The 21,243-nt window shown below is 45.0% G+C and carries 15 protein-coding genes; 14 read left to right on the plus strand and 1 reads right to left on the minus strand.

Going from position 1 to position 21,243, the window contains the following annotated elements; translation table 11 throughout:
• Window positions 1-341: 341 nt before the first annotated feature.
• The 10 genes from ACWB0I_RS02440 to ACWB0I_RS02485 all read left to right on the plus strand — a co-directional run bounded on the left by ACWB0I_RS02440 (window position 342) and on the right by ACWB0I_RS02485 (window position 9,190).
• Window positions 342-1,331: an asparaginase gene (locus tag ACWB0I_RS02440; protein ID WP_479386443.1), complete on the plus strand. Its 990-nt coding sequence runs from the start codon at window positions 342-344 to the stop codon at window positions 1,329-1,331.
• Window positions 1,328-2,263: a histone deacetylase family protein gene (locus tag ACWB0I_RS02445; protein ID WP_479386444.1), complete on the plus strand. Its 936-nt coding sequence runs from the start codon at window positions 1,328-1,330 to the stop codon at window positions 2,261-2,263. Before ACWB0I_RS02440 ends, ACWB0I_RS02445 begins: the two co-directional genes overlap by 4 nt.
• A gap of 3 nt (window positions 2,264-2,266) precedes the next feature.
• On the plus strand, window positions 2,267-3,178 hold the full coding sequence (locus tag ACWB0I_RS02450; RefSeq protein WP_479386445.1) for a hypothetical protein: 912 nt from the start codon (window positions 2,267-2,269) through the stop codon (window positions 3,176-3,178).
• Window positions 3,168-3,731, plus strand: a complete 564-nt coding sequence (gene efp / locus ACWB0I_RS02455) for an elongation factor P (RefSeq protein WP_479386446.1) — start codon at window positions 3,168-3,170, stop codon at window positions 3,729-3,731. The genes ACWB0I_RS02450 and efp overlap by 11 nt, the downstream gene beginning before the upstream one ends.
• A gap of 111 nt (window positions 3,732-3,842) precedes the next feature.
• A complete protein-coding gene (locus tag ACWB0I_RS02460) occupies window positions 3,843-4,598 on the plus strand; it encodes a response regulator (protein ID WP_479386447.1) in 756 nt (251 codons plus the stop codon).
• 94 nt (window positions 4,599-4,692) lie between these two features.
• Entirely contained in the window at window positions 4,693-5,541 is an 849-nt protein-coding gene (locus ACWB0I_RS02465) for a tetratricopeptide repeat protein (protein ID WP_479386448.1), read from the plus strand.
• Window positions 5,542-5,583: 42 nt separating this feature from the next.
• Window positions 5,584-5,781 carry a 30S ribosomal protein S21 gene (rpsU, locus tag ACWB0I_RS02470; RefSeq protein WP_479386449.1) on the plus strand — a complete coding sequence of 66 codons (198 nt, stop codon included), beginning with the start codon at window positions 5,584-5,586 and terminating at the stop codon, window positions 5,779-5,781.
• A 6-nt stretch (window positions 5,782-5,787) separates the two neighbouring features.
• Entirely contained in the window at window positions 5,788-6,246 is a 459-nt protein-coding gene (locus ACWB0I_RS02475) for a GatB/YqeY domain-containing protein (RefSeq protein WP_479386450.1), read from the plus strand.
• Complete coding sequence (locus tag ACWB0I_RS02480) at window positions 6,243-6,818, plus strand: CvpA family protein (protein WP_479386451.1); 576 nt, start codon at window positions 6,243-6,245, stop codon at window positions 6,816-6,818. Before ACWB0I_RS02475 ends, ACWB0I_RS02480 begins: the two co-directional genes overlap by 4 nt.
• Window positions 6,819-6,823: 5 nt before the next feature.
• Window positions 6,824-9,190, plus strand: a complete 2,367-nt coding sequence (locus ACWB0I_RS02485) for an endonuclease MutS2 (RefSeq protein WP_479386452.1) — start codon at window positions 6,824-6,826, stop codon at window positions 9,188-9,190.
• Window positions 9,191-10,109: 919 nt separating this feature from the next.
• On the opposite strand, the gene ACWB0I_RS02490 is transcribed toward ACWB0I_RS02485, so the two are convergent.
• Window positions 10,110-11,885 carry an FG-GAP repeat domain-containing protein gene (locus tag ACWB0I_RS02490; protein WP_479386453.1) on the minus strand — a complete coding sequence of 592 codons (1,776 nt, stop codon included), beginning with the start codon at window positions 11,883-11,885 and terminating at the stop codon, window positions 10,110-10,112.
• A 188-nt stretch (window positions 11,886-12,073) separates the two neighbouring features.
• Here ACWB0I_RS02490 and ACWB0I_RS02495 point away from each other — a divergent pair, with 188 nt between their 5' ends.
• The 4 genes from ACWB0I_RS02495 (at window position 12,074) to ACWB0I_RS02510 (ending at window position 20,796) form a co-directional block, all read left to right on the plus strand.
• Entirely contained in the window at window positions 12,074-14,815 is a 2,742-nt protein-coding gene (locus ACWB0I_RS02495; RefSeq protein WP_479386454.1) for a TonB-dependent receptor, read from the plus strand.
• 18 nt (window positions 14,816-14,833) lie between these two features.
• Entirely contained in the window at window positions 14,834-18,226 is a 3,393-nt protein-coding gene (locus ACWB0I_RS02500; protein ID WP_479386455.1) for a hypothetical protein, read from the plus strand.
• A 14-nt stretch (window positions 18,227-18,240) separates the two neighbouring features.
• A complete protein-coding gene (locus ACWB0I_RS02505; RefSeq protein ID WP_479386456.1) occupies window positions 18,241-19,278 on the plus strand; it encodes a PorV/PorQ family protein in 1,038 nt (345 codons plus the stop codon).
• 132 nt (window positions 19,279-19,410) lie between these two features.
• Complete coding sequence (locus ACWB0I_RS02510; RefSeq protein WP_479386457.1) at window positions 19,411-20,796, plus strand: peptidyl-prolyl cis-trans isomerase; 1,386 nt, start codon at window positions 19,411-19,413, stop codon at window positions 20,794-20,796.
• The last annotated feature ends 447 nt before the right edge of the window (window positions 20,797-21,243 follow it).

The following is a 21,243-nucleotide window of genomic DNA, read 5'->3' on the forward strand; positions in this document are numbered from 1 at the left end:
CCAAAAACAACCGCAGAGAGCACAAAGATTTAGAAAAAAAATAAAATTTATTGACATGTAAGGCTAAAACTCAGCAAAGCGGCACAATTTGCTCCCCCTTCCCTTTATTAAAAGAAGGGAAGGGGGCCGGGGGGTTAGGATATTTAACACAAAAATTTTCGCACGCTAATGCATTACATCTTTTGAGGGAAGTATTCTAAACTCCTAAACTGCTAAACCTCTAACCCCTTACCCCGCTAAACCATTCAACGATTACCCCCCCAAACAACATTTATTTGATCTATTCCATCATTTCCATTTAAATTAATGTTTTCAAATAGTTACTTAAATCTGGAAAAGAGATGAAAAAAATTTTACTTTTGCACACCGGTGGCACTTTTGGCATGGTGCCCATGGAACCGGATCATACACTGGCGCCGGCTAAAGTACAAGATCATATTCTTAACCTGGTACCTGAGGTGAGTCGCCTGGCCGAAATTGATGTGCTAACACCGTTCAATAAAGACAGCTCAAACGTGGGGATCGAGGAGTGGGACCTGTTGAGCCGTCTGATTTTTGAACGCTGGGCGGAATACGACGGATTTGTAATCATCCATGGAACCGATACCATGACTTACACGGCCTCGGCCCTCTCTTTTTCTTTACGCAATCTGAACAAGCCGATTATTTTAACAGGTTCACAACGGCCGCTTTCTCAGTACCGCTCCGATGCCCGTTTAAACCTGATTGATGCCGTGGAATTATCGACCATGGACTTACACGAGGTATTGATTGTTTTTAATCAGAAAATTTTTCGCGGTAACCGCACCAAAAAGGTGAGTATTAAAAGTTACGATGCCTTTGATTCTCCCAATTTCCCGCCAATCGGAGAAATAGGCGTTACCATCGATATTGACCGCAACCGGCTGTTACGCAGCGAAGGAGAAGTCTTCCATTTGCCCGGATTTTACCCCGGTGTGCTGGTTCTGGCCATCCAGCCTTCCATGTCGCCGGACTATTTTTACACGCTTTTCGATCAGGATGTAAAAGTGATGTTGCTGTTGGGCTTTGGTTCCGGTAATTTGCCCTCTCCCAGACCCGATTGGCTGGCTTTTATTAAAAATTCGGTGGAACGCGGAATCCCTGTGTTTATTGGAACGCAATCGATCCAGGGCGAAGTCAATCTGGCGCTCTATGAGAGTGGGCGTAAAATACTGGAAGCCGGCGGGCAAAGCATTGGCCAGATGACAGTAGAGGCTGCCTATGTAAAACTTCTGAAAATTTTAAAATTAACGTCTCATCCGGATGCCATTGTGCGCATGTTTCATGAAAACTGGGCTGGAGAAATTTGATATTCCAAAAAATCTTTAAAAAAGAATACGCCCGCGTCGTTTACTCTTCCGATTACATCTATGGTTTACCCTCGGTAGGTGACCATCAGACGTTTGACATCATGCGCTTTAAGAAAATCAGAGACAAATTGGTCGAACAAGGTCTTTTACATCGTAAAAACATCTTGCGCCCTTATCTGTGCAAATATGAAGAATTGCGATTGGTGCACACCGAAGATTACCTGCGCAAATTGCAGAATCCCCAATACGTCAGTGAGGTATTGAAATTAGATGCCGTCAATATGTTCTACGATTCCATCTTGGAATACTATCGGGCCGTGACCGGGGGAACGCTGTTAGCCACGGCTTTTACGCTTAAAAATAATATTCCGGCTTTCAACTTAGGAGGTGGGTACCATCATGCCCATGCGGATCGAGCCGAAGGATTTTGTCTGGTTAATGACGTGGCCATTGCCATTGAAAAATTCCGGCAATTGAAGCGCGCCGCCCGCTACATGGTCATTGATCTGGATTACCACCAGGGCAACGGCACCTTACTGTATTTCAAAGATGATCCCGATGTGTTCACCTTTTCCATGCATGGCGATGCCTGGGTGGAAATCGATCGGCCGCACAATCTTGATATTTTGTTGCCTCATGCCTGTGACGATCACACCTATTTAACCATCTTAAAAAAAGAACTACCCCCGGTGCTGGAATCGTTTAAACCTCAGTTGGTCTTTTACATTGCTGGCTCCGATGTTTATGAAAAGGATGCCATTGGCGACATGAAACTTACCAGACAGGGGATCCTGGAGCGCAACCTGTTTGTGTATCGATTGGTGCGCAAAAACAACATCCCCCTGGTTGTTTTAGCCGGAGGGGGCTATGGTAAAGATAGCTGGGAAGTCTATTATGATTTTATCGCTTATTGTTTAAAAAGCAAAAGGTAAACCATGGGTTTTAAAGTACCAAAACGATATTGGCGCATTGCCCGACGGTTAAGTATCGCGGAATTGCAAAAACTGGACGATTCCGATCGTTTCTTTTCGGAAAAAGACCTGTTTGAAGTGAATATTGGCAAACGCTCAGAAGGACTGTTCCTTGGATTTTATTCCAGAAAAGGCATCGAGACCGCATTGCAACGCTACAGTATTACCAAAGAATTGGCCGAAAAGGGATTCCGGAAACTGATTTTTGAAATGGATACCTCCGATCCTTACATCCATCGGCTGGTTATTTACGACGGCCAAAAATCTGCCAGTCGTCTGTTGATTGAGGTGGTACTACGCAAAAAAATGGTAGAAATTGCCATGCCTTTTCGCACGCATCTGAATGGCAAAGTTTTCGAGACTCTGGCTATTGAATGGTTGTGCATGCAAAATCCTGAACAGACCTTCTCTAAGGAGCGGCCAAAGCTGCCGGGGCAGCAATTTCCCGGTTTAGGTATGGCTTCCAGAGCCGTTGAAATTTTGATTATTACAGCCTGGAGGTTAAATTTAGCAGGGTTGTTGAATACGCCGGATCACTTTCACAACGCCTATCTCTATTCACGAATTTTTTATTACATCGATCCGGTGATTCAGGCACGCTTCAAAGCACTGTGTCGCGACCTTAGCGCCTACTCGGTTCACGATATCTCCTGGGCCATTGAATGGGGGGCCGTTATCGATGAAAACAGCGGGCAACCCATGGAATGGATCATCGGAGAGCAGATTGTGCCTTTGTTCTCCGATCTTAAAAAACTCTTTGAATCCAGGCCTTACAAAGAGGCGGTTGAAAAAAAGAGCCAGGATTTTAAGTTTAGAATGGACGTTAATAAATTTAAAGAATACAAATTAAAGACAGGAGGATGGAATGAAGCTTAAAGCAATTCAATTACGCAAAGGAAATATTATTGTTTTTAATAACGATCTGTACGTTTTAACAGAAGTCACGCATATCACCCCGGGTAAGGGGCAGGCGGTTGTGCAGACCAAAATGAAACACATTCAGACCGGACAAAATGCAGAGAAACGGTATCGTCCGGATGAAAGCGTGGAAAAAGCCGAGCTGGAAACTCGGAAAATGGAATACATTTACGATGAAGGCGATAATTTGATTTTCATGGATCAGGAGACCTTTGAGCAAATTCCTATCCATAAAGATTTTTTAGGCGACGCCATCTACTATTTATTGCCCAATACGGTAGTGGATGTCAACTTTTACCAGAACAAACCGATTGGTGTGGAATTGCCGCTTTCAGTTGATTTGAAGGTGGTCGAAACCGAGCCCACGCTAAAAACGGCAACGGTTACCTCATCTTACAAACCGGCCGTATTAGAAACCGGATTAAAGGTGCAGGTGCCGCCCTTCATCGAAGAAGGGGAGGTGGTGCGTATTGACACCAGAGATGGAAAATATCTGGAACGGGTAAAATAGATTTGCCATAGCGGGTTGGATCCACTGGATCAGCCTGCTTTTTTGGGGATTGGAGGAACTAAATCTGCTGCTTGTTATTTTAAAAATATAAATTTATTGGGGTTTTAATAGGTGGAAAATAAACATATCCTTATTGTGGAAGATGATCCAAATTACGCTTTTTTAGAAGAAGAGCAAATCCGGGAGGAATTAAAGTTGCCTGTTGTGATCCGGAACAGGGCTGCCGACCTTGGCGCTTCGGATATTAAGCAGGCTTTGGCCATTATTCTGGATTTCAACTTGCCAGATGCCACTGGGGGCGATCTTTTAAAAAAAATCCGCAAGCAATCGGATGTGCCGGTGGTTTTATTGACCGGACAAAACGATGTGGAACTGGCCGTTGATATTTTAAAACGCGGGGCAGACGATTTCCTGGTCAAGTCGCCGCAAACCCTGGTACTATTGCCGCGCGTTATTAAAAGAGCTTTACTTGATTACGAAAACCGTTTGAAGACCCGAAAGCAGGAACTGTTACGCGAGCGCCAAAAAGCGCAAATCGAAACTCTACGTCAAATATTGACCACCCTGGCCCATCACATCAATAATTCTACTACGGCCATTTTTGGCTATGCCCAACTTTCCAGGCAGAATCCCTCCAATCCTGAAACCATTGCCAAATTAATTGATGTCAGCATTAGGGAAACGCGTCGGATCACGTTTGTTTTGCAAGAATTGGAGAATCTGGTAAATAAATTTGAATTGCAAACCACCAGTTATCTGGATGTTCCTGACGCTATGTTCGATATTGAACGCAATATTAAGAATAAAATGCAAAAATTTTTGGTTCAGGAGGCGATGAAAGGCAAGCTGCCAAAGAAAGAAACTTGATAGCAATGCAAATTAATGTTATATTAGAGATTTAAATGAATTCACAAAGGAGGTGCTCCAGGTGAGAAGGCTTAGTCTAATTGTTCGAGTTTTTATGATTGTTTTAATCGCAGGAACTGGTGTCTTTGCCCAGAAGAAAGCCAGAAAGCCGGAAGCGGGTCAGGCCTACAATACCGGGCTGGACCTGGCCAAGAAACAAAAATATGAAGAGGCCATTCAAAAATTTCAAACGGCTGTAGCCAATGATGATAGCTTTCCTGAGGCACACTATATGATGGGCTATTGTTACAAAAAGCTGAAAAAATACGATAAAGCCAAAGAACATTTCAGGAAAGCAGTCGAGTTAAACAAGAAATTTGAAGTGGCTTACATTGCTCTTGGTAATTTACTGGCCGATGAGGGAAAAGATGATGAGGCCATTGCCACTTTTCAGGCGGTGTTAGCCTTTAACAATAAATCGGCTAAAGCCCATTATGGCCTGGGCAAGATATATTATGAACAAAAAAATTATTCAAAAGCTGTGGAACATTTAAAACAGGCCGTAGAAGCCAAACCAAAATATTCACTGGCTTACAATATACTTGGTCTGGCCCTTACAGAACTTGGAAAATACAATGAAGCAATCGATGCTTTTCAAAGTGCCATTAATACAGCCAGAAAAACCAGTTTAAAAGGTTCCTATTATTTCCGAATGGGCAAAGCCCTGGTAGAAGCCAAACGTTTTGCTGAGGCGGAAAAGGCATTAAAACAGGCTATTAAGCTGACCCGTAATGCCATGATTAAAGCCGGAGCCAATTTCTATCTTGGCGAGGTTTACAAAAATCGTGGACAAAAACAAAAGGCCTTGCAGTATTATGAAAAGGCTGCCAAACATCGTGTGTGGAAACAGCCCGCGGAATATGAAATCGATATGATTAAAAATCCGGACAAGTATGCTTATTAAAGATAAAATCAAAACAAAAAAGAAAGGAGCGCGTTAACGCTTATGATTACAGTTAAAGTAAGAGAAGGAGAACCTTTTGAGAAAGCGTTTAAAAGGTTTACTAAAGCCTGTGAAAAATCGGGCCTGATGGCTGACATCAAAAAGCATCAACACTACGAGAAACCCAGTGAACAGCGGAAACGCAAACTGAGTCAGGCCCGTCGAAAGATGCGCAAATTAATGGCAGAAATGAATCGTTAACATGCCATGAATCTTGAACAACAAATACAGCAAGATTTAAAAAGCGCCATGAAGAGCGGAGACCGCTTTAAAGTCGATACCTTACGCGGTCTCATGGCTCAGATTAAAGATGAACGCATCAAACTGCGGCCCAAAGAGCTGCAGGAAAAGGATGTGCTGGCCGTCATTCAGCGGGCCGTTAAACGGCGTAAGGAAGCCATTGAACTTTACACCCAGGGGAATCGACAGGATCTGGTGGACAAAGAACAAAAAGAACTGGAAATTCTTCAAAACTATTTACCGGAACAGTTAACTGAAGAAGAGGTCTTAAAAATTGTCGAACAAACCATTGCTGAAGTGCAGGCCGTTTCTATCAAGGATATGGGCAAGGTGATGGGTTCGGTGATGAAAAAAGTTCAGGGGAGAGCGGACGGTAAGCAGGTTCAGCAGTTGGTTCGTGAACGTCTAATGCAATTATCACAATGAATAGTCTGGATATTTTCCTCTTTATATTTATTGCCTATTTTACGATCCGCGGTGTATTTCGTGGATTAATCAAAGAGTTGATTATATTACTGGCTTTGATTTTAGGCTACTTTTTAGCCATGTCCTTTTATGAGCCATTGGGTAAATGGTTTCAACTTAACTTCAAGTCTTTTCCCCAGGCCGGGGCGCAAATTCTGTCTTTCTTTTTAATCTTTGTTGTGGTGAATATTGTATTGCGCATCATTGGCTCGTTTCTTGAAAAACTGGTAAAGCTGGTCTTTTTACAACCGTTAAACCGCCTCGGCGGGGCCTTGTTCGGCCTGGTAAAAAGCCTGTTCTTTTTGAGTATCATTGTCTTCATTTTAAGATTGATCCCTTATTCTCCCCGATTCTTGCAAAAAATTGGGGCAGGGCAGAGCATCCTCTGGCCCTTTGTCCTCTATTTTTCAACTTACGTTTTTCAGATATTGTCTTCCCTCATCCCCGGCTTAAATGATCCCCGGCAGATGCAGAGATTGTTAAAATTTTCCATGCCCGATACCTCTGCGTTGAACCTATTAAAGAAATTTTAACCAGCATGTTTGGATTTCAAAAAGCGCGCGAAAATCTCGAATTTGATCTTGTTCTGGACTGGATTGCCGAGCGCTGCGTCACCACAAATGGCCAGGTGCGCTTAAAGGCCATTCGCCCTTTTTCCTCTGCCATTGAACTGCAGCAGGCTCTGGCAGAAGTACAGGACATGCGTGATGTTCTGCAAGTAGAAGGCGGTTTTCCCATCTGGAATTTTGTGGATGTCCGTGTTTTGCTGAACAAAATTGAACCAGTGGAGAGTTTTCTGGAAGTAAAGGAGTTTTTGGAACTCCAGAATTTCCTGGAATTGAGCAGAGAGGTTATTCAGTTTCGCCAGAAGATGGAAGAAAAATATCCCGCCTTGCAGAACATTTTGAAATCTCTACAGCCAGCGGAACGCCTGCTGCAGCAAATCCAGTTTACCATCGATCCTTCCGGAAGAATCTTTGATAATGCCAGCCCGGAATTGAAATCCATTCGCAAAGAAATTCAACAGATTGATTCCGAAATTCATATTCGGCTTGAACGCTTGTTAAAAAAATATGCCGAGTTTTTGCAGGAAGAATACGTGACGCTGCGTGACGGGCGGTTTGTGTTACCCGTGCGCGAATTCTCTGTGAATAAGGTGCCGGGCATCGTCCATGGGCAATCGGGTAGCGGACAGACCTATTTTGTTGAACCCATGCCTATTGTGGATTTGAACAACCAATTGCAAAAACTGCATGCTGCCGAAAAAAAAGAAGAGATCAAAATACTGAAACAACTCAGCCGCCTGACCAAAGAATTTCAAAACGAATTATTGATCAATTACAATATTTTGATTGAGCTCGATGTTTTGCAGGCTAAGTCCAAATATGCCAACGAATTCCGCTGCAGCGCCCCAAAAATCAATGACCAGTTCTTTATTGAACTAAAATCGGCCTACCATCCCATTTTAAAAAAATTACATCCTGAGAATGTGGTGCCTCTGGATATTCGTGCAGGACAGGACTTTAATATCTTGATTATTTCCGGACCAAACGCCGGGGGAAAAACCGTTGCCTTAAAAACCGTTGGTTTAATCCAATTACTTTTCCAGTGCGGTTTTCATGTGCCGGTAGCCGAAGGTTCAACCCTGCCACTGTCTGCGCAGCTGTTTACCGTGATCGGTGACGATCAGTCCATTGAAAACGATTTGAGCACGTTCAGTTCGCATATCAATGCCATTAAATTCATTTTAGAACATGTTGAACAGAATAGTCTGGTGTTGATTGATGAGATCGGGAGTGGCACCGAGCCTGGGGTTGGCGCTGCGCTGGCTATGGCCATTCTGGAACGTTTGAATCAGGAGGGCATCATCACTCTGGCCACCACGCATCAAAATCAATTGAAAGCGTTTGCTACCGAGACGGCCGGCGTTGAAAACGCGGCCATGTTGTTCGACATGGAAAAGCTGACCCCCTTGTTTACCATGGCAATTGGCATACCAGGCAGCAGCTATACATTCGAAATTTGCCAGCGTCTCGGTCTGGATGAGGCGATCATCCGTCGGGCCGCCGAAATTACCGGTAAAGAGACCTTCGAACTGGACCGCCTGTTAAGTGATTTATCCCAAAAATCACAGGAGTATTTACAAAAGGCCCGTGAGGTCAGTATTAAACAATCGGAACTGGACAGTTTGCTCGAATTGTACCGCATTCGCTCGGAAACCCTGAAGAAACAGATGAAGAAATTCGAAAAAGAAGCCAAAAAGCAGGCCCAGCAACTATTAGCTGATGTGAACAAAAAAATAGAAAAAGCCATCAAAGATATTAAAGAATCGCAGGGTGACCGACAGGTGATCAAAAAGGCGCGGCAAGCCATCGATCAACTGCGGAGTGAATTGCAGAGCGAGACCCAGGCCCCGGTCAATTCCTTAGTGCGGATGGAGAATGTGCAGGTGGGGCAGAAAGTGAAGTCGATTCAATTCAATTTTGACGGGGTCATCTCTAAAATCTTTAAGTCCAAAAAGGCGGTGGAAATAGAGCGCAACGGAATTAAAATTACAGTGCCTGTGCAAGATATTGAGCTTAAAGGAGGCAAGACATCGACAGAGAAGAAGGAACAGACGATTTCCGTAAGCTCGGTTAGCAACATCTCCAATGAGGTCGATTTACGCGGACTAACCGTAGACGAGGCGCTTTCGGAACTGGAGTCTTTTTTAGACAAAGCCTGTTTAAGTAGCTGGGACGAAGTGCGCATTGTGCATGGAAAGGGAACGGGCGCCCTGCGCCAGGCTGTGCATCAATACCTGCAAAAATCGCCCTGGAAAAATTCATTTCGTCTGGGCAACTTCGGCGAAGGCGACACCGGGGTTACCATTGTAAAGTTAACCAGTGAAAAGAAGATTGATTGAGTGAAAGGTTGTGCCTTCCTAAGGCGGCATGGCCACAACCTATAAAAAACCACAAAGGGCGCCCGTCATGCTGCCGGACAGGCCCGTCTGGCACCGGACAGGCCCGTCTGGCAGCACCAGCCTGACAGGCCCGTCTGGCCACCGGACAGGCAAAGAATTAGTTTTAATTAAAAATTACGAATTACGAATTAATTAGCGAAGGGGCAACTTATGCCCAGGCGGTGAGGAACCGTGCCGGCATGTCATTCTTCTCCCGCTTCAGCGGGAGAAGAATCCCTTACATTGGCAGACCATTCGAAAGAGCAATGTAACTCGTGCTTCAATCCGCGACTTTGTGAGGGCGAAGCATTTATGGCGAGCTTTTGTTTTAAAACCCATCCACCCTCCCCCCTTCCCTTTAAAAAAAGGAAGGGGGAGTGTTAATCACTGCGTTGTAAAATTTGATTTTTAAGTGTTCAGTTACTCATACATTTGAAAAAGGCCTGTAATTAGGCAGCATAAAAATTTGCTCATCCCGCTGAGCGGGACTAGATCTTTTGAAGGAAGCATTCTAATCAGCAACACAATTTCCTGGCTAACCTGTTTTATTATTCTTGAAAAAGACAGAAACGTTCCCGGCTTGGAACCGATGGGAGGTAGCGTTAAATCCTGTCCTTCAGGTAGCGGTGTTTCCCTTACAAGAAGGAGAACGACGAAATCAAAAAGAATGCTTCAAACTGATGAATAGGAATGGGGATGACACTCGAGGCGGTCTCCTTACCTCTAGTGTATTACTTGCCGATGCACAAAATAATTCGTAATTAAACATAAGATTCACTCCACTAACTTGGCATAGCCCTATAAATTGAGAGCTTACTTTTTAAATTAAAAAAGGCCATCCTTTGAGAGGATGGCCTTTACAGAAAGCTGAGCGAAAGAACTATTTCATAAGCATCATGCGTTTACTTTGTTTAAAGTTTCCATATTTCAATTCGTAGATGTACATGCCAGAAGCCACTTTGGCGCCGGCGTCATTGGTTCCATCCCACTGCAGAGCATGATTGCCAGCGGAAATCACCTGATTGTTGATCAGAGTTTTAACCTTTTGGCCCAGGGCATTGTAGATGGTCAGACTGATCTGCTTTTTAATGGGCAAATAAAATTCAATGGTCGTTGTTGGGTTGAACGGATTAGGAAAATTCTGTTTCAGGACAAAATCTTCAGCGGTAATCACTTTCCAATTGTTCTCAATACCGGTGGCCGTTTTGGCACCAAATTCAAAAACTTGCAGCCAGCGTTTGTTTTCATCAGGGATGGGGGTACCGTTTTCTGTGCTGTCCATGGGGGTTGTACTGCCGGCTACCAGATAGCTGGCCACTAATTCCTTGTTGCCATCGCCATCCAGGTCAACTTTAGGCACAAAAACCATCCAGCTCGGTGAAATGACAGGAGAGGGAGTCGGTACGTAAGTGGTGTCCCAGGGAGTAACCGTGGTATCTACGACCATTTCCATTACCGTGTCAACCGCGGCGGTATCACGGCCAAAGTTGTAAACCATCCAGCTGGCGGAATCGGTTAACGCCCCACCAACGTATTCATAGTCCCAGATGCCATTGCCGGTGCCGCCGGAGTACAGGTCCATACCATCAGCACCGCTGCCATGATCCTGATCGCCAAGGGCTAACGTGGTAAATGCGCCGGGCTGCAGGGGCAGCAGGGATACTGAAACGCTGTCCTGCACGTCGCCAACGGCTTTTAATAAGAAGAGTTTGCCGGTAAAGGTCGATTCGACGATGATCTCATTGGTGCCGTCGCCGTCAATATCGCCATGCACATAGCCTTTGATGATGTAAGAATCATGATCGGGATCCAGTTTGTCTAACTGAACCACATGCGCAGAATCAACATAGCTGTTAGGCCCGGTCGATTCGATGCAGCGCAAACTCAGGTTGTCGTAAACGCTAACCCACAATTCGCTGTGGTCATCGTTGTCCAGATTCCCATAATACACGCCGGTAACACTTCCGCCGGTATTCAGCTGGTAGCGGGTTTGTTTGTATTCCTGGTTCCAGGAATAAAAACCGCTGGCGAAATTACCATCCACGGAAAGAATATTAACCGTGCGCGGATCATAAGCGCCGCCAATCCAGCGCGTGAATGCTAATTCTAACTGGCCGTCATCATCAAAATCAGCTACGGCAATGTCTTCGCAACGCCAGGAACCGGTGTCAATCAAAGCCGGGTTGGTGCTCCAGTCTAATTTGGCGACCATTTCGAATTCGTTGTCATTGCCATTGTTCTGGAAAACAACAATACCGCCGGTGCTGTCAACAGTATTCCAGCCTGTGCTGACATAGGTGTACAATTCATCATACCCATCGCCATCGAGGTCGCCGACGGCAACCGTACGAACAGGGCTACCGTAAGGCGAACCCAAATCGGGTGAACGCCAGATTTCTTCCATCATGTTGTCGCCAACTACTTCAAAAATTTCAATGGCTCCGCCATTGGCGTACTGGGTCATAATGATTTCAGGTTTGCCATCTTTGTCAAGATCAGAACCCGCATAAATACCGCGGCCAAAACCGGTAATGTTATTGATGGTAGGATTACTGTAAGCTCTGCCCATGGTTTGATTATCCCCATCGGTTTGAGCAAATAACATGGCCGCAGAGAGCAATAAAACAAAAACGGTGAATAGTAAATGTTTGTTCATAAGAACACCTCCTCAGGTTGGTTAAACTCTGTCATTAAGGTTTAATGATCCATAAAGATAAAAAAAAATATGAATAAATCAATAGATGTCAGAGAAAAAAATAGGTAATTAATTCAGTTTGTGAACTATCTTTATTTTTTTTATATTGAAGAAAATTACGTAACAAGCAATCAGTTTGGAGTGTTGTTATGAAGATCATGTGGAGAAGTCTCTTCTTCTTTTTATTTCTCGCAGGTAGTTTATTGGCTGGCAATACCGGAAAAATTGCAGGTACAGTAACCGATGCCAGTACAGGGGAGCCCATACCGGGAGCCAATATCATTATAAGCGGCACCACTTATGGCGCTTCCAGCGATATCAACGGGGAGTACTACATCATTAATATCCCACCAGGCGATTACGATGTGGAATGCATCGTGATCGGTTATCAAAAAACGGTGGTTAAAAATGTCCATGTACAGTCGGATCAAACCACTCTGCTCAATTTTAATATTAAGGAACAAACCCTGAACCTTGATGAGACCATTGAGGTTGTGGCTGAAAGAGCGCTGGTGCAAAAGGATTTGACGGCTTCCAAAAAAGTAACCACAGCGCAGGAGATTAAAAGCATCCCGGCGGAAACATTTACGCAGGTATTGGCGACTCAGGCCGGCGTTACCAGAGGGGCCGATGGTGCATTGCATATTCGCGGGGGGCGTTCCAATGAAATTGCCTACCTGGTCGACGGCGTTTCGGTGGCCAATCCCTATTCGACCAACGGACTGGCCACAACCGTGGCCAACAATGCCATCCAGGAGCTGACCGTTGTTAGCGGCGCTTTCAATGCCGAGTATGGGAACGCCATGAGTGGTGTGGTCAACTTAACTACAAAAGATGGTGGCAACAAATTTCAGGGGAGTGTTACTGCTTACAGCGGTGATTATGTGAGTAAGCACAGTGATATTTTCCTGAATATCGATCAGGTTCAACCATTGAGTAACAAAACTCTGGAAGGAACTTTATCTGGGCCCATCCCTAAGACCAATAACAAAATTACTTTTTTCTTCTCCGGCAAATATGCCAATAGTCAGGGCTATCTTTATGGTAAAAGGGAACATGCCCCATCCGATTCGGCCAATTTCCAGGGCCGCGTGGAGGAATATTTTGTTGAAACGGAAGAAAAGGTTTTTGAGAGGCGCGAATTATTCATTGATGAATGGTACATTGAACGGGGCGGCGATGGTAAAATTGTACCGATGAATCCAAGTTGGTCTTACAATCTTCTGGGCAAATTAAAAATCAGTTTAACGCCATCGGTCATCCTGAGGTTGGAATCAATTTACAATCGAAGCTGGTGGAAAAATTACACGCATTCCTACAAATACAATCCCGATGGAAATTATCAGTACAATACCCGAAGTTTTCACCATTCTATTAAAATGGTACACACGCTGTCGCCAAGCACTTTTTATGAACTGCGTCTGGCCTTTAATCAGCGGAAATATGAGAAATACGTTTACAAAAATCCTTTTGACGCCCGATACGTGCCCACCGACAAAATTCAAGGTTCGCCAGGCGGTACCACCTTTGTCTTTGGCGGCACGCGTATGGACCATGTGCATCAAAGATCAAAAAGTTACATCAGCAAATTCGACCTAACCAGTCAAATCAATGCCAGACATCAGCTGAAAACCGGATTTGAAGCCCGCTTACATCGCTTGCAGAACGAAACATTTACCATTTTGTATGATCGTATCAATTACAATCAGCCCACGGTTCTGGGGCTGGATTCACCCACGCACGACTATTATGATCGCTGGCCTGAGGAATTTTCGGCTTACATTCAGGACAAAATCGAATATCAAAGCATGATCATCAACGCAGGTGTGCGCTACGACTATTTCAATGCCAAGTCTAAATATGCTAAAGACCTGCTGCATCCGGATGGTGAATTGGCCAGGGCTACGCCCAAGCACATGGTCTCGCCACGTCTGGGCGTTTCCTTTCCGATCACGGCTCAGGGCATTATTCATTTTTCTTATGGCCATTTTTCGCAAATGCCTTCGTTTAGCGCTTTGTACATCAATCCCGATTTTGAATTGCCCAAAAGCGGAGTTCCTACCTTTGGCAACGCCAACCTGAGACCGCAAAAAACCGTGATGTATGAGATTGGCCTGCAGCAGCAGTTAACATCGGATATGGCGATTGACGTTACGGGATTTTATCGTGATATTCGCGATTTGCTGACACGTCAGCGGATTAAGTTCCAGTCTAAAGAAGGCGACTTGCGTGACTACCGCGTCTATGTCAATCAGGACTATGGAAACGTTAAGGGAATTACCCTCTCTTTAAAGAAAAAGATAACCAAACAAAATCCGGTTGGCTTTTCGCTGGATTACACCTATCAGGTAGCGGAAGGCAATGACAACAACACCGATGCTTTTTTCTACAACTCCTTAAGTGGTCAGGCGACCATTAAAGAGATTGTACCGCTGGATTGGGATCAGCCGCATAACCTGTACGCTGTGGTTACGGTAGCTCCTTCGGATCGCTTTGTGACCAGCTTAATCGGTAAAATCTCATCCGGCTATCCCTATTCACCCTTTATCTACAATAAAGATTTTAACTATGATATCAAACCCAACAGCGATCGGAAACCATTGCAACGTTATGTGGATCTGCAATCTTCTTATCGTTTTGATGTGGGCGATTACCATTTTACCATTTTTACAAAAATTTACAATTTGTTTGATACCTTAAACGAGCGATATGTTTATGATGACACCGGGCGGGCCACATACACCTTTGCCAATCGCAATCAACAGGAAACCGATACTCTGATTAAGCATTACGGGGAACCCGGCGTACATAAATGGGAAGAGTACATTACGCGTCCGGATTACTACACGGCGCCCCGGGAAGTCCGCCTGGGTGTAACAGTTGAATTTTAACAGTGGAGATGATAGAGCATGAGAAAAGGATTAATAGTCGCATTAATGGTCCTGGTATTCAGCCAGGTCTGGTGTATGGCCGATTCGTTAGATGATCAAAAATTTAAAGACGGCCCTAAAAAGGACTGGTCCGAACAGGAATTTAATGCTTACAATCAATGGATTAATCATATTCTGGCTAAAACCATGGGCGGTACCAAACGTCAGACGGCCATTATGAATGGCAACAAGATCACGGCCCAAATTTACAATTATGGTTCTATTTCCAATGCGGGCAACCACATTACAGATATTGTCTGGAATGGGCTGGGCTACGCTTACGAGTTTGGCCCGCTGGTCGGCGCTGAAGTTCCGGTACTGGATGACAAACATCCCGATACCATCATACGCTTTGAAAACGGTGAGAAAAAATTCTACGCGCACGTAATCAGCGACGGTCTGACCTCGACCGGACCTGAACTGAATCCGGATCGTACCATACGCTGGGGATTTCAACCTCTGGTGACCAGTGATGACGGCTCAATGTACTATTTAAATCCGGCCAGCGATTACATTCCAACCAATGACGCCCCGGATCAAGACCAGGACGGGAAACCGGATTCCTGGCCAGACGACTGGTACAACGCCGACCTGCGCGATTACGTGTGGCCCGGAGCCTTAGGTCAGGGCGCTACCAATGCCGACAAAGAGGCCTTTTATGTGATGGACGACCGCGATAATGCCGAATTTTCCTATTACCCTTTTGTCAACGATACCTCCCGACGCGGTCTGGGAATCCAGGTTGAAGTGCGAATTTATCAATGGTCGAATCCTCTGGCTGAAGACGCCATCTTTTTAATCTACAAAATTTCCAATAAGAGCGACAAGGATTTGAACGGCGTGGTATTCGGTATGTGGGGCGATCCGCATATTGGCGGCTGGAGCGATTACAATGATGACTGGGCCTATTTTGACAAGGCCTACGATATGGTCTTTGCTTATGATACGGATGGTAAGAGCATGATCCCCGGACGCGTACCCGGTTATCTGGGGTACAAGTTCCTGGAAAGTCCGGGCATTGGTAATGAAATTCTGGATGGGGTCTATTACCCTGGCGACGGCATTGATAACGATGGCGACGGAATGGTGGATGAGAGCTGGACCGACGGCATTGACAACGACGGCGACTGGGACCCGGAAAAAGACGATGTGGGAATTGATGGTGTGCCCAATACAGGCGATGAGGGCGAAGGCGATGGCCAGCCTACAGCAGGTATTTTGTTTGATATTAAACATCCGGGAGAACCGAATTTCGAATTTACCGATATTGATGAATCCGATATGTTGGGCTTAACCGGATTTGAAAATCCAGCCTTCGGTAGCCTCTATCCGCGGGATGATGAGAAGTTGTATTCTCAGTACATGGTGCCCAATCACTTCGATACCACTCTGGTTCAGGGTGACCGCATCTTCCTCTATTCATCGGGCCGATTTAAAATGCGCGGCCTGGAGACCAAACGCTTTTCCATCGCCCTGCTCATGGGTGAAGATTTCAATGATTTAGTGTTGAACGCCCAGACCGTGCAGCAAATCTACAATACCGGTTATCAATTTTCCAAACCACCGGCCAAACCCCATCTGGTCGTTGTACCAGGAGATCGTAAAGTGACTTTGTACTGGGATGAGGTGGCTGAGTCCTCGTACGATCCTATTTCCGAAGAAGTCGATTTTGAGGGCTATGTAATCTATCGCAGCACCAGCCCCGATTTTGCTGATCAGCAAACCATTACCGATATTAATGGCAATAAATTTTTGTTCCAGCCTCTCAAAACACAAACCGGTGTTGATGCCCGTTTTGATCTGGTTAATGAGTACCAGGGACCGAGCAAAACCCCTTACCGGGGCCGCGGCGTTTCCTATTACCTGGGCAACAATACGGGCCTGGTGCATTCATTTGTAGATAGCAACAATGTAATTAACGGGCAGACCTATTTTTATGCCCTGGTTTCTTACGATCACGGGAATGATTCGTTGCGCATTCCGCCAACCGAATGTTCCAAGATCATCACTTTTGATCCTACCACTAATACGTACAAGTTTGATGTAAATACGGCCAAAGTGGTGCCACGCAGCCGGGCTGCGGGGTATGTACCGCCGGAAATTGTCAATTACGATCAGGGCGCCGGTGTTGTTCCGGAACCTGGAACCGTGGCAACCGGCAAGTTTAGCATTAAAATTGTAGATGAATCGGCTGTGGAAGATAATAATAAGTTTCTGATTTCCTTTTCCGATTCTACCGGTGAAAAAACCTATAGTGTAGAAGACCTCAAGCCCAAAGAGGAACTGTTTACCTCCTTTTATGGTCAGTATGTCTCTCTACGCCATAAGCATCTTAATCCGGAAAACGTGCAGGTGATGTCCGTGGACGGTTCCCAGACCTTTTCGGATAGCCTGGATTACCTGCTGGACGCCGTCAACGGGCGCATTTTGGTGCTCGATCCGGCAGAGCATCCCGGAGCCAGGATGCAGGATAATATGAATTACAAGATATTGTACACCAATTATCCCGTTTACCACAGCAAAGCGTTTAAGGGCGAATTGACCAATCCCTTTTTTGATGGCTTGCAGTTGAGCGTGGTAGAAACGCCATTTAAATTACGCTCGGAAAACACGGGCTGGAGCGCTTCCAGTCAAACCAACCTGGAATATGAATTAGCGCCCAACAATGCTGCCAAAGAAGCCGCAGATTATCTGATTAAGTTTTACGATACGATTGTAGACACCAGTTTACCCCTGGGCAATCTACCGGGAATTCGCACCAATTTTACCATCACCAACGTCGATTTAAATAAACCGGCCCGTTACATCATTCTGGAATCCACACAACGCGACACCATGTGGAATCCGGGTGAAACCATCTTTATTCTGGTGGGCGATGAAGGATTTGATAAATCGTGGTCTGTTAAATTTGTTGAACCCCAAAATGAAGAATACATTCCGCCTGGCGAGGGAGATGAGTTTTACATCTCTGTTTTTAAACCTTTTAAAACCACCGATCGTTTTTCCTTTGTAACGCGAGCCGCGCACATGGATCCCACAAAAGCTAAAAGTGAGCTGGACCGTATTCGTGTGGTTCCCAATCCCTATGTAGCTACCAACATCATTGAGCCCAAAAATTTTGTTGATCGGGCCGCACGCGGCTACCGGAGACTCTATTTCGATAAATTGCCTAAGAAGTGTACAATCAAGATTTTTACCACGGCCGGCGAACTGGTTCGTACCATGGAACATGACAGTACAATTGATGACGGGAAAGAGTTCTGGGATTTACTCACCAAAGACAATATTGAAGTCTCTTATGGTTTGTATTTTTACCATGTGTCGGCTCCGGGCATCGGAGAAAAAGTTGGAAAATTTGTCATCATTAAATAATGCGGAGGCATTAGATGTTCATTCGAAAAATTTTGTACTGGATAATGATTAGCGGGCTATCCGTTTCTGTGGCGTCAGCACAGCTGAATAGTTCATCAACCATGTCAAAGGTGGGAACAACGGTGGCCCAGTTTTTAAAGATCGGTCCCAGCGCCCGGGCTCTGGGCATGGGCGGCGCTTTTACGGCTATTAATGACGATATCAGCCTGTTACACTGGAACCCGGCAGGACTGGCCCGGCTGACGGCCAACGAAGCCCTGTTTACGCACACCAATTGGATTGCTGGAACGAATTATGACTACATGGCCGTCGGCATTAAAATCTACAATGTCGGTACTCTGGCCATGATGGTCTCTTCCTTTTCTTCCGGTGATATGGATGTGCGAACTGTGGATATGCCGGATGGCACGGGCGAAAAATTCAATACTAATGATTTGCTGATTGGCATGAGCTTTGCCCGAAATTTAACCGATCGCTTCTCAATCGGCGGCTCGGTAAAGTACATTCATCAGAGATTGTGGCACATGACGGCCTCGACTGTGGCCATTGATATTGGAACTCTGTTTACCACGCCTTTCTACGGTATTCGCCTGGGGGCCAGTATGTCCAATTTTGGGCCCAAAATGCGCCTTGATGGGCGGGATATCAAGTTCGCACAGGACCCGGATCCAAGGGAAGAAGGCAACGTGGAATTTGTCAATGCCCAATATGAAATGTTGTATTACTCCATTCCGTTGAAGTTTCAGTTAGGATTAGCCAAAGATTTTAATTTTGGCCAAACAAGCCGTTTAACCCTAAGTGTGGATGCGATTCATCCCAATGACAATTACGAAGCGCTTAATGTGGGTACCGAAATCGCCTTACGAAACCTAATCTTCCTCAGAGCGGGTTACAAGTCGCTTTTTCAAAAAGATAGCGAGGAGGGCCTGACTCTGGGCGCCGGTTTGAATTACCGTCTCTATTCAACTGTAATCCTGAAGATTGATTATGCCTACGAGGACTTTGGTGTGCTGAACAACGTACAACGTTTTAGCCTGGGGCTGCGGTTCTGAATGTAAGTCTCAGGAACAAAGTTAAAAGATTGACAATCAAAATGTTTTAAGTCTCTGTAAATTATTGCCATTAGCCGGTCTGTGAAGGTTGCGGATCGGCTTTGTTATTTTAACAAAAACGGAGCCACAGCGTTGAATAAGCAAATTATTTTAGGTTTGATTTTGTTGCTGCTGGTGGGTTGCCAGCAAAAACCAAAACGAGCGGTTTTAGCCCTGGTGGATGGCGTTGACATTACCCTGGATGAATTTAAACAGTTCTATCAGTTTAATCCCTTCCTGGCCGGCATTCAGAATCCGGATTCCGCAAAATGGTTCGTACTGAAATCGTTAATTGCCGAAAAACTCATCTCCCTGCAGGCCAGGGACAAATCACCCCAGATTGCCGACCTGCTGGGCGCATACAAGCGGGAAGCTATGATTGAAGCCTTCTGGAACGAGGTTATTGAACCGCAGGTGCACATTACAGAGGCTGAATTACGCCAGGCTTACCTGCGTTCTAAAACTAAAAAGATCGTCCAATATTTGATTTTTGCTGATCGTGCAGAAGCGCAAAAGGCCAGTGAATTGCTGCAAAAAAAGATGAGTTTTGAAGAGCTGGCCCGCCTGAAGGGTTTTGATGCCCAATCCATTTTAACAGACACCATTACCTTTTCCGGAACTTTGCCCCACATCGAGGATCAGGTGTTTAAGATGAAAGTGGGCCAGGTAAGCGCTCCTCTGAAGGAAGGCCTGTATTATTTTATTTTGAAGGTCATTGGCGAACAAAGAGATATTTTTACTTCTGAACAGGATTTTAACGCGCACAAAAACAGTTTGCGTAAGCGCTTAAAACGGCGTAAGATGCAGGAGGCCATGCAGCGCTATCTGGCGCAACATTTTCCGCGGGGGCCCTATCAACTTTCTAAACAAAAAGTAAAACATCTGGCGCAGCTTGTTGAAAAAAGCGTCTTTAGTACGCCAAATTTTACAAGAAAGGAAGGATTTACATCTGACCTGCCGGATTTAATGCAAGAACTGGATGACGCTTCGTTAACTCAGCCTCTGGTCACTTTTGCTGATGGACGCAGCTGGAGCGGAAAGCAATTGTTTAAACGTCTTTCGTTTTCATCCTATCCTTTGCTTTTCGATAGCAAAGGGATGTTTCGTAAAAGCTTTTTACTGGCCTTGAAAAACGTTTTAGATGACCAGGTGATTTTTAGCGAAGCCCAGAAACGTCATTTACAAAATTCAAAATATGTTCAACAACAGGTTGCCATGTGGCGGGATTATTTGCTGTTTAAAAAAGGCCTGGCCGATATTTTGAGGGGCAAAAGTTTGTACGATCCGCAACCTATCTATGCTTTTTTAAAGAAAAAGAGCGCGCAGGTGTCAATCAAACTGAACAAAACCATGCTGGACACCCTGCAATTGCTCAGGAGCGATATGGCCGTCCTCAAACAACACTTTCCCGGACGTCTGGCTGTGCCTGTCTTTCCCTTATTGACTCAATATTCCCTTCATTACAAGCAGTATCAATAGACGCAGGCCTGAAGTACACCACGTGTCATTTCGACCGATGCCCCGACTGTGTTGGGACAGAGCGGAGAAATCTTTCTTTGCCCTGAAAAAAGTCTCAAGCTGAAGCTCGAGTTACGTTGCGCTTGCGTGTGTTCCAGTGGAAGGGATTTCTCTCCCGATAAATCGGGATCGAAATGACAGTCGGTACCGGCACTCATCTTCTGACCATCTCTCAGTTTCACAAAAAATTTCGAAATTCGGAACTGGAATTAGCTCATTGAAACAGCAATGCTGCTCTGGATAATGAATATTCCGTTCCACTTTATCGTAGAAGACTTTTTTACAATAATCCCAATCAGCATTCAAAGTAACAGAACAGCTACAAGGAACCAATTTTAATTGACTTTATTGTTATGAAAACCTAAATTTATTTTCTTTTAAATTTTAAAAAAACAAGGATTCAATTAA

The sequence above is a fragment of the Caldithrix sp. genome (assembly GCF_056497305.1).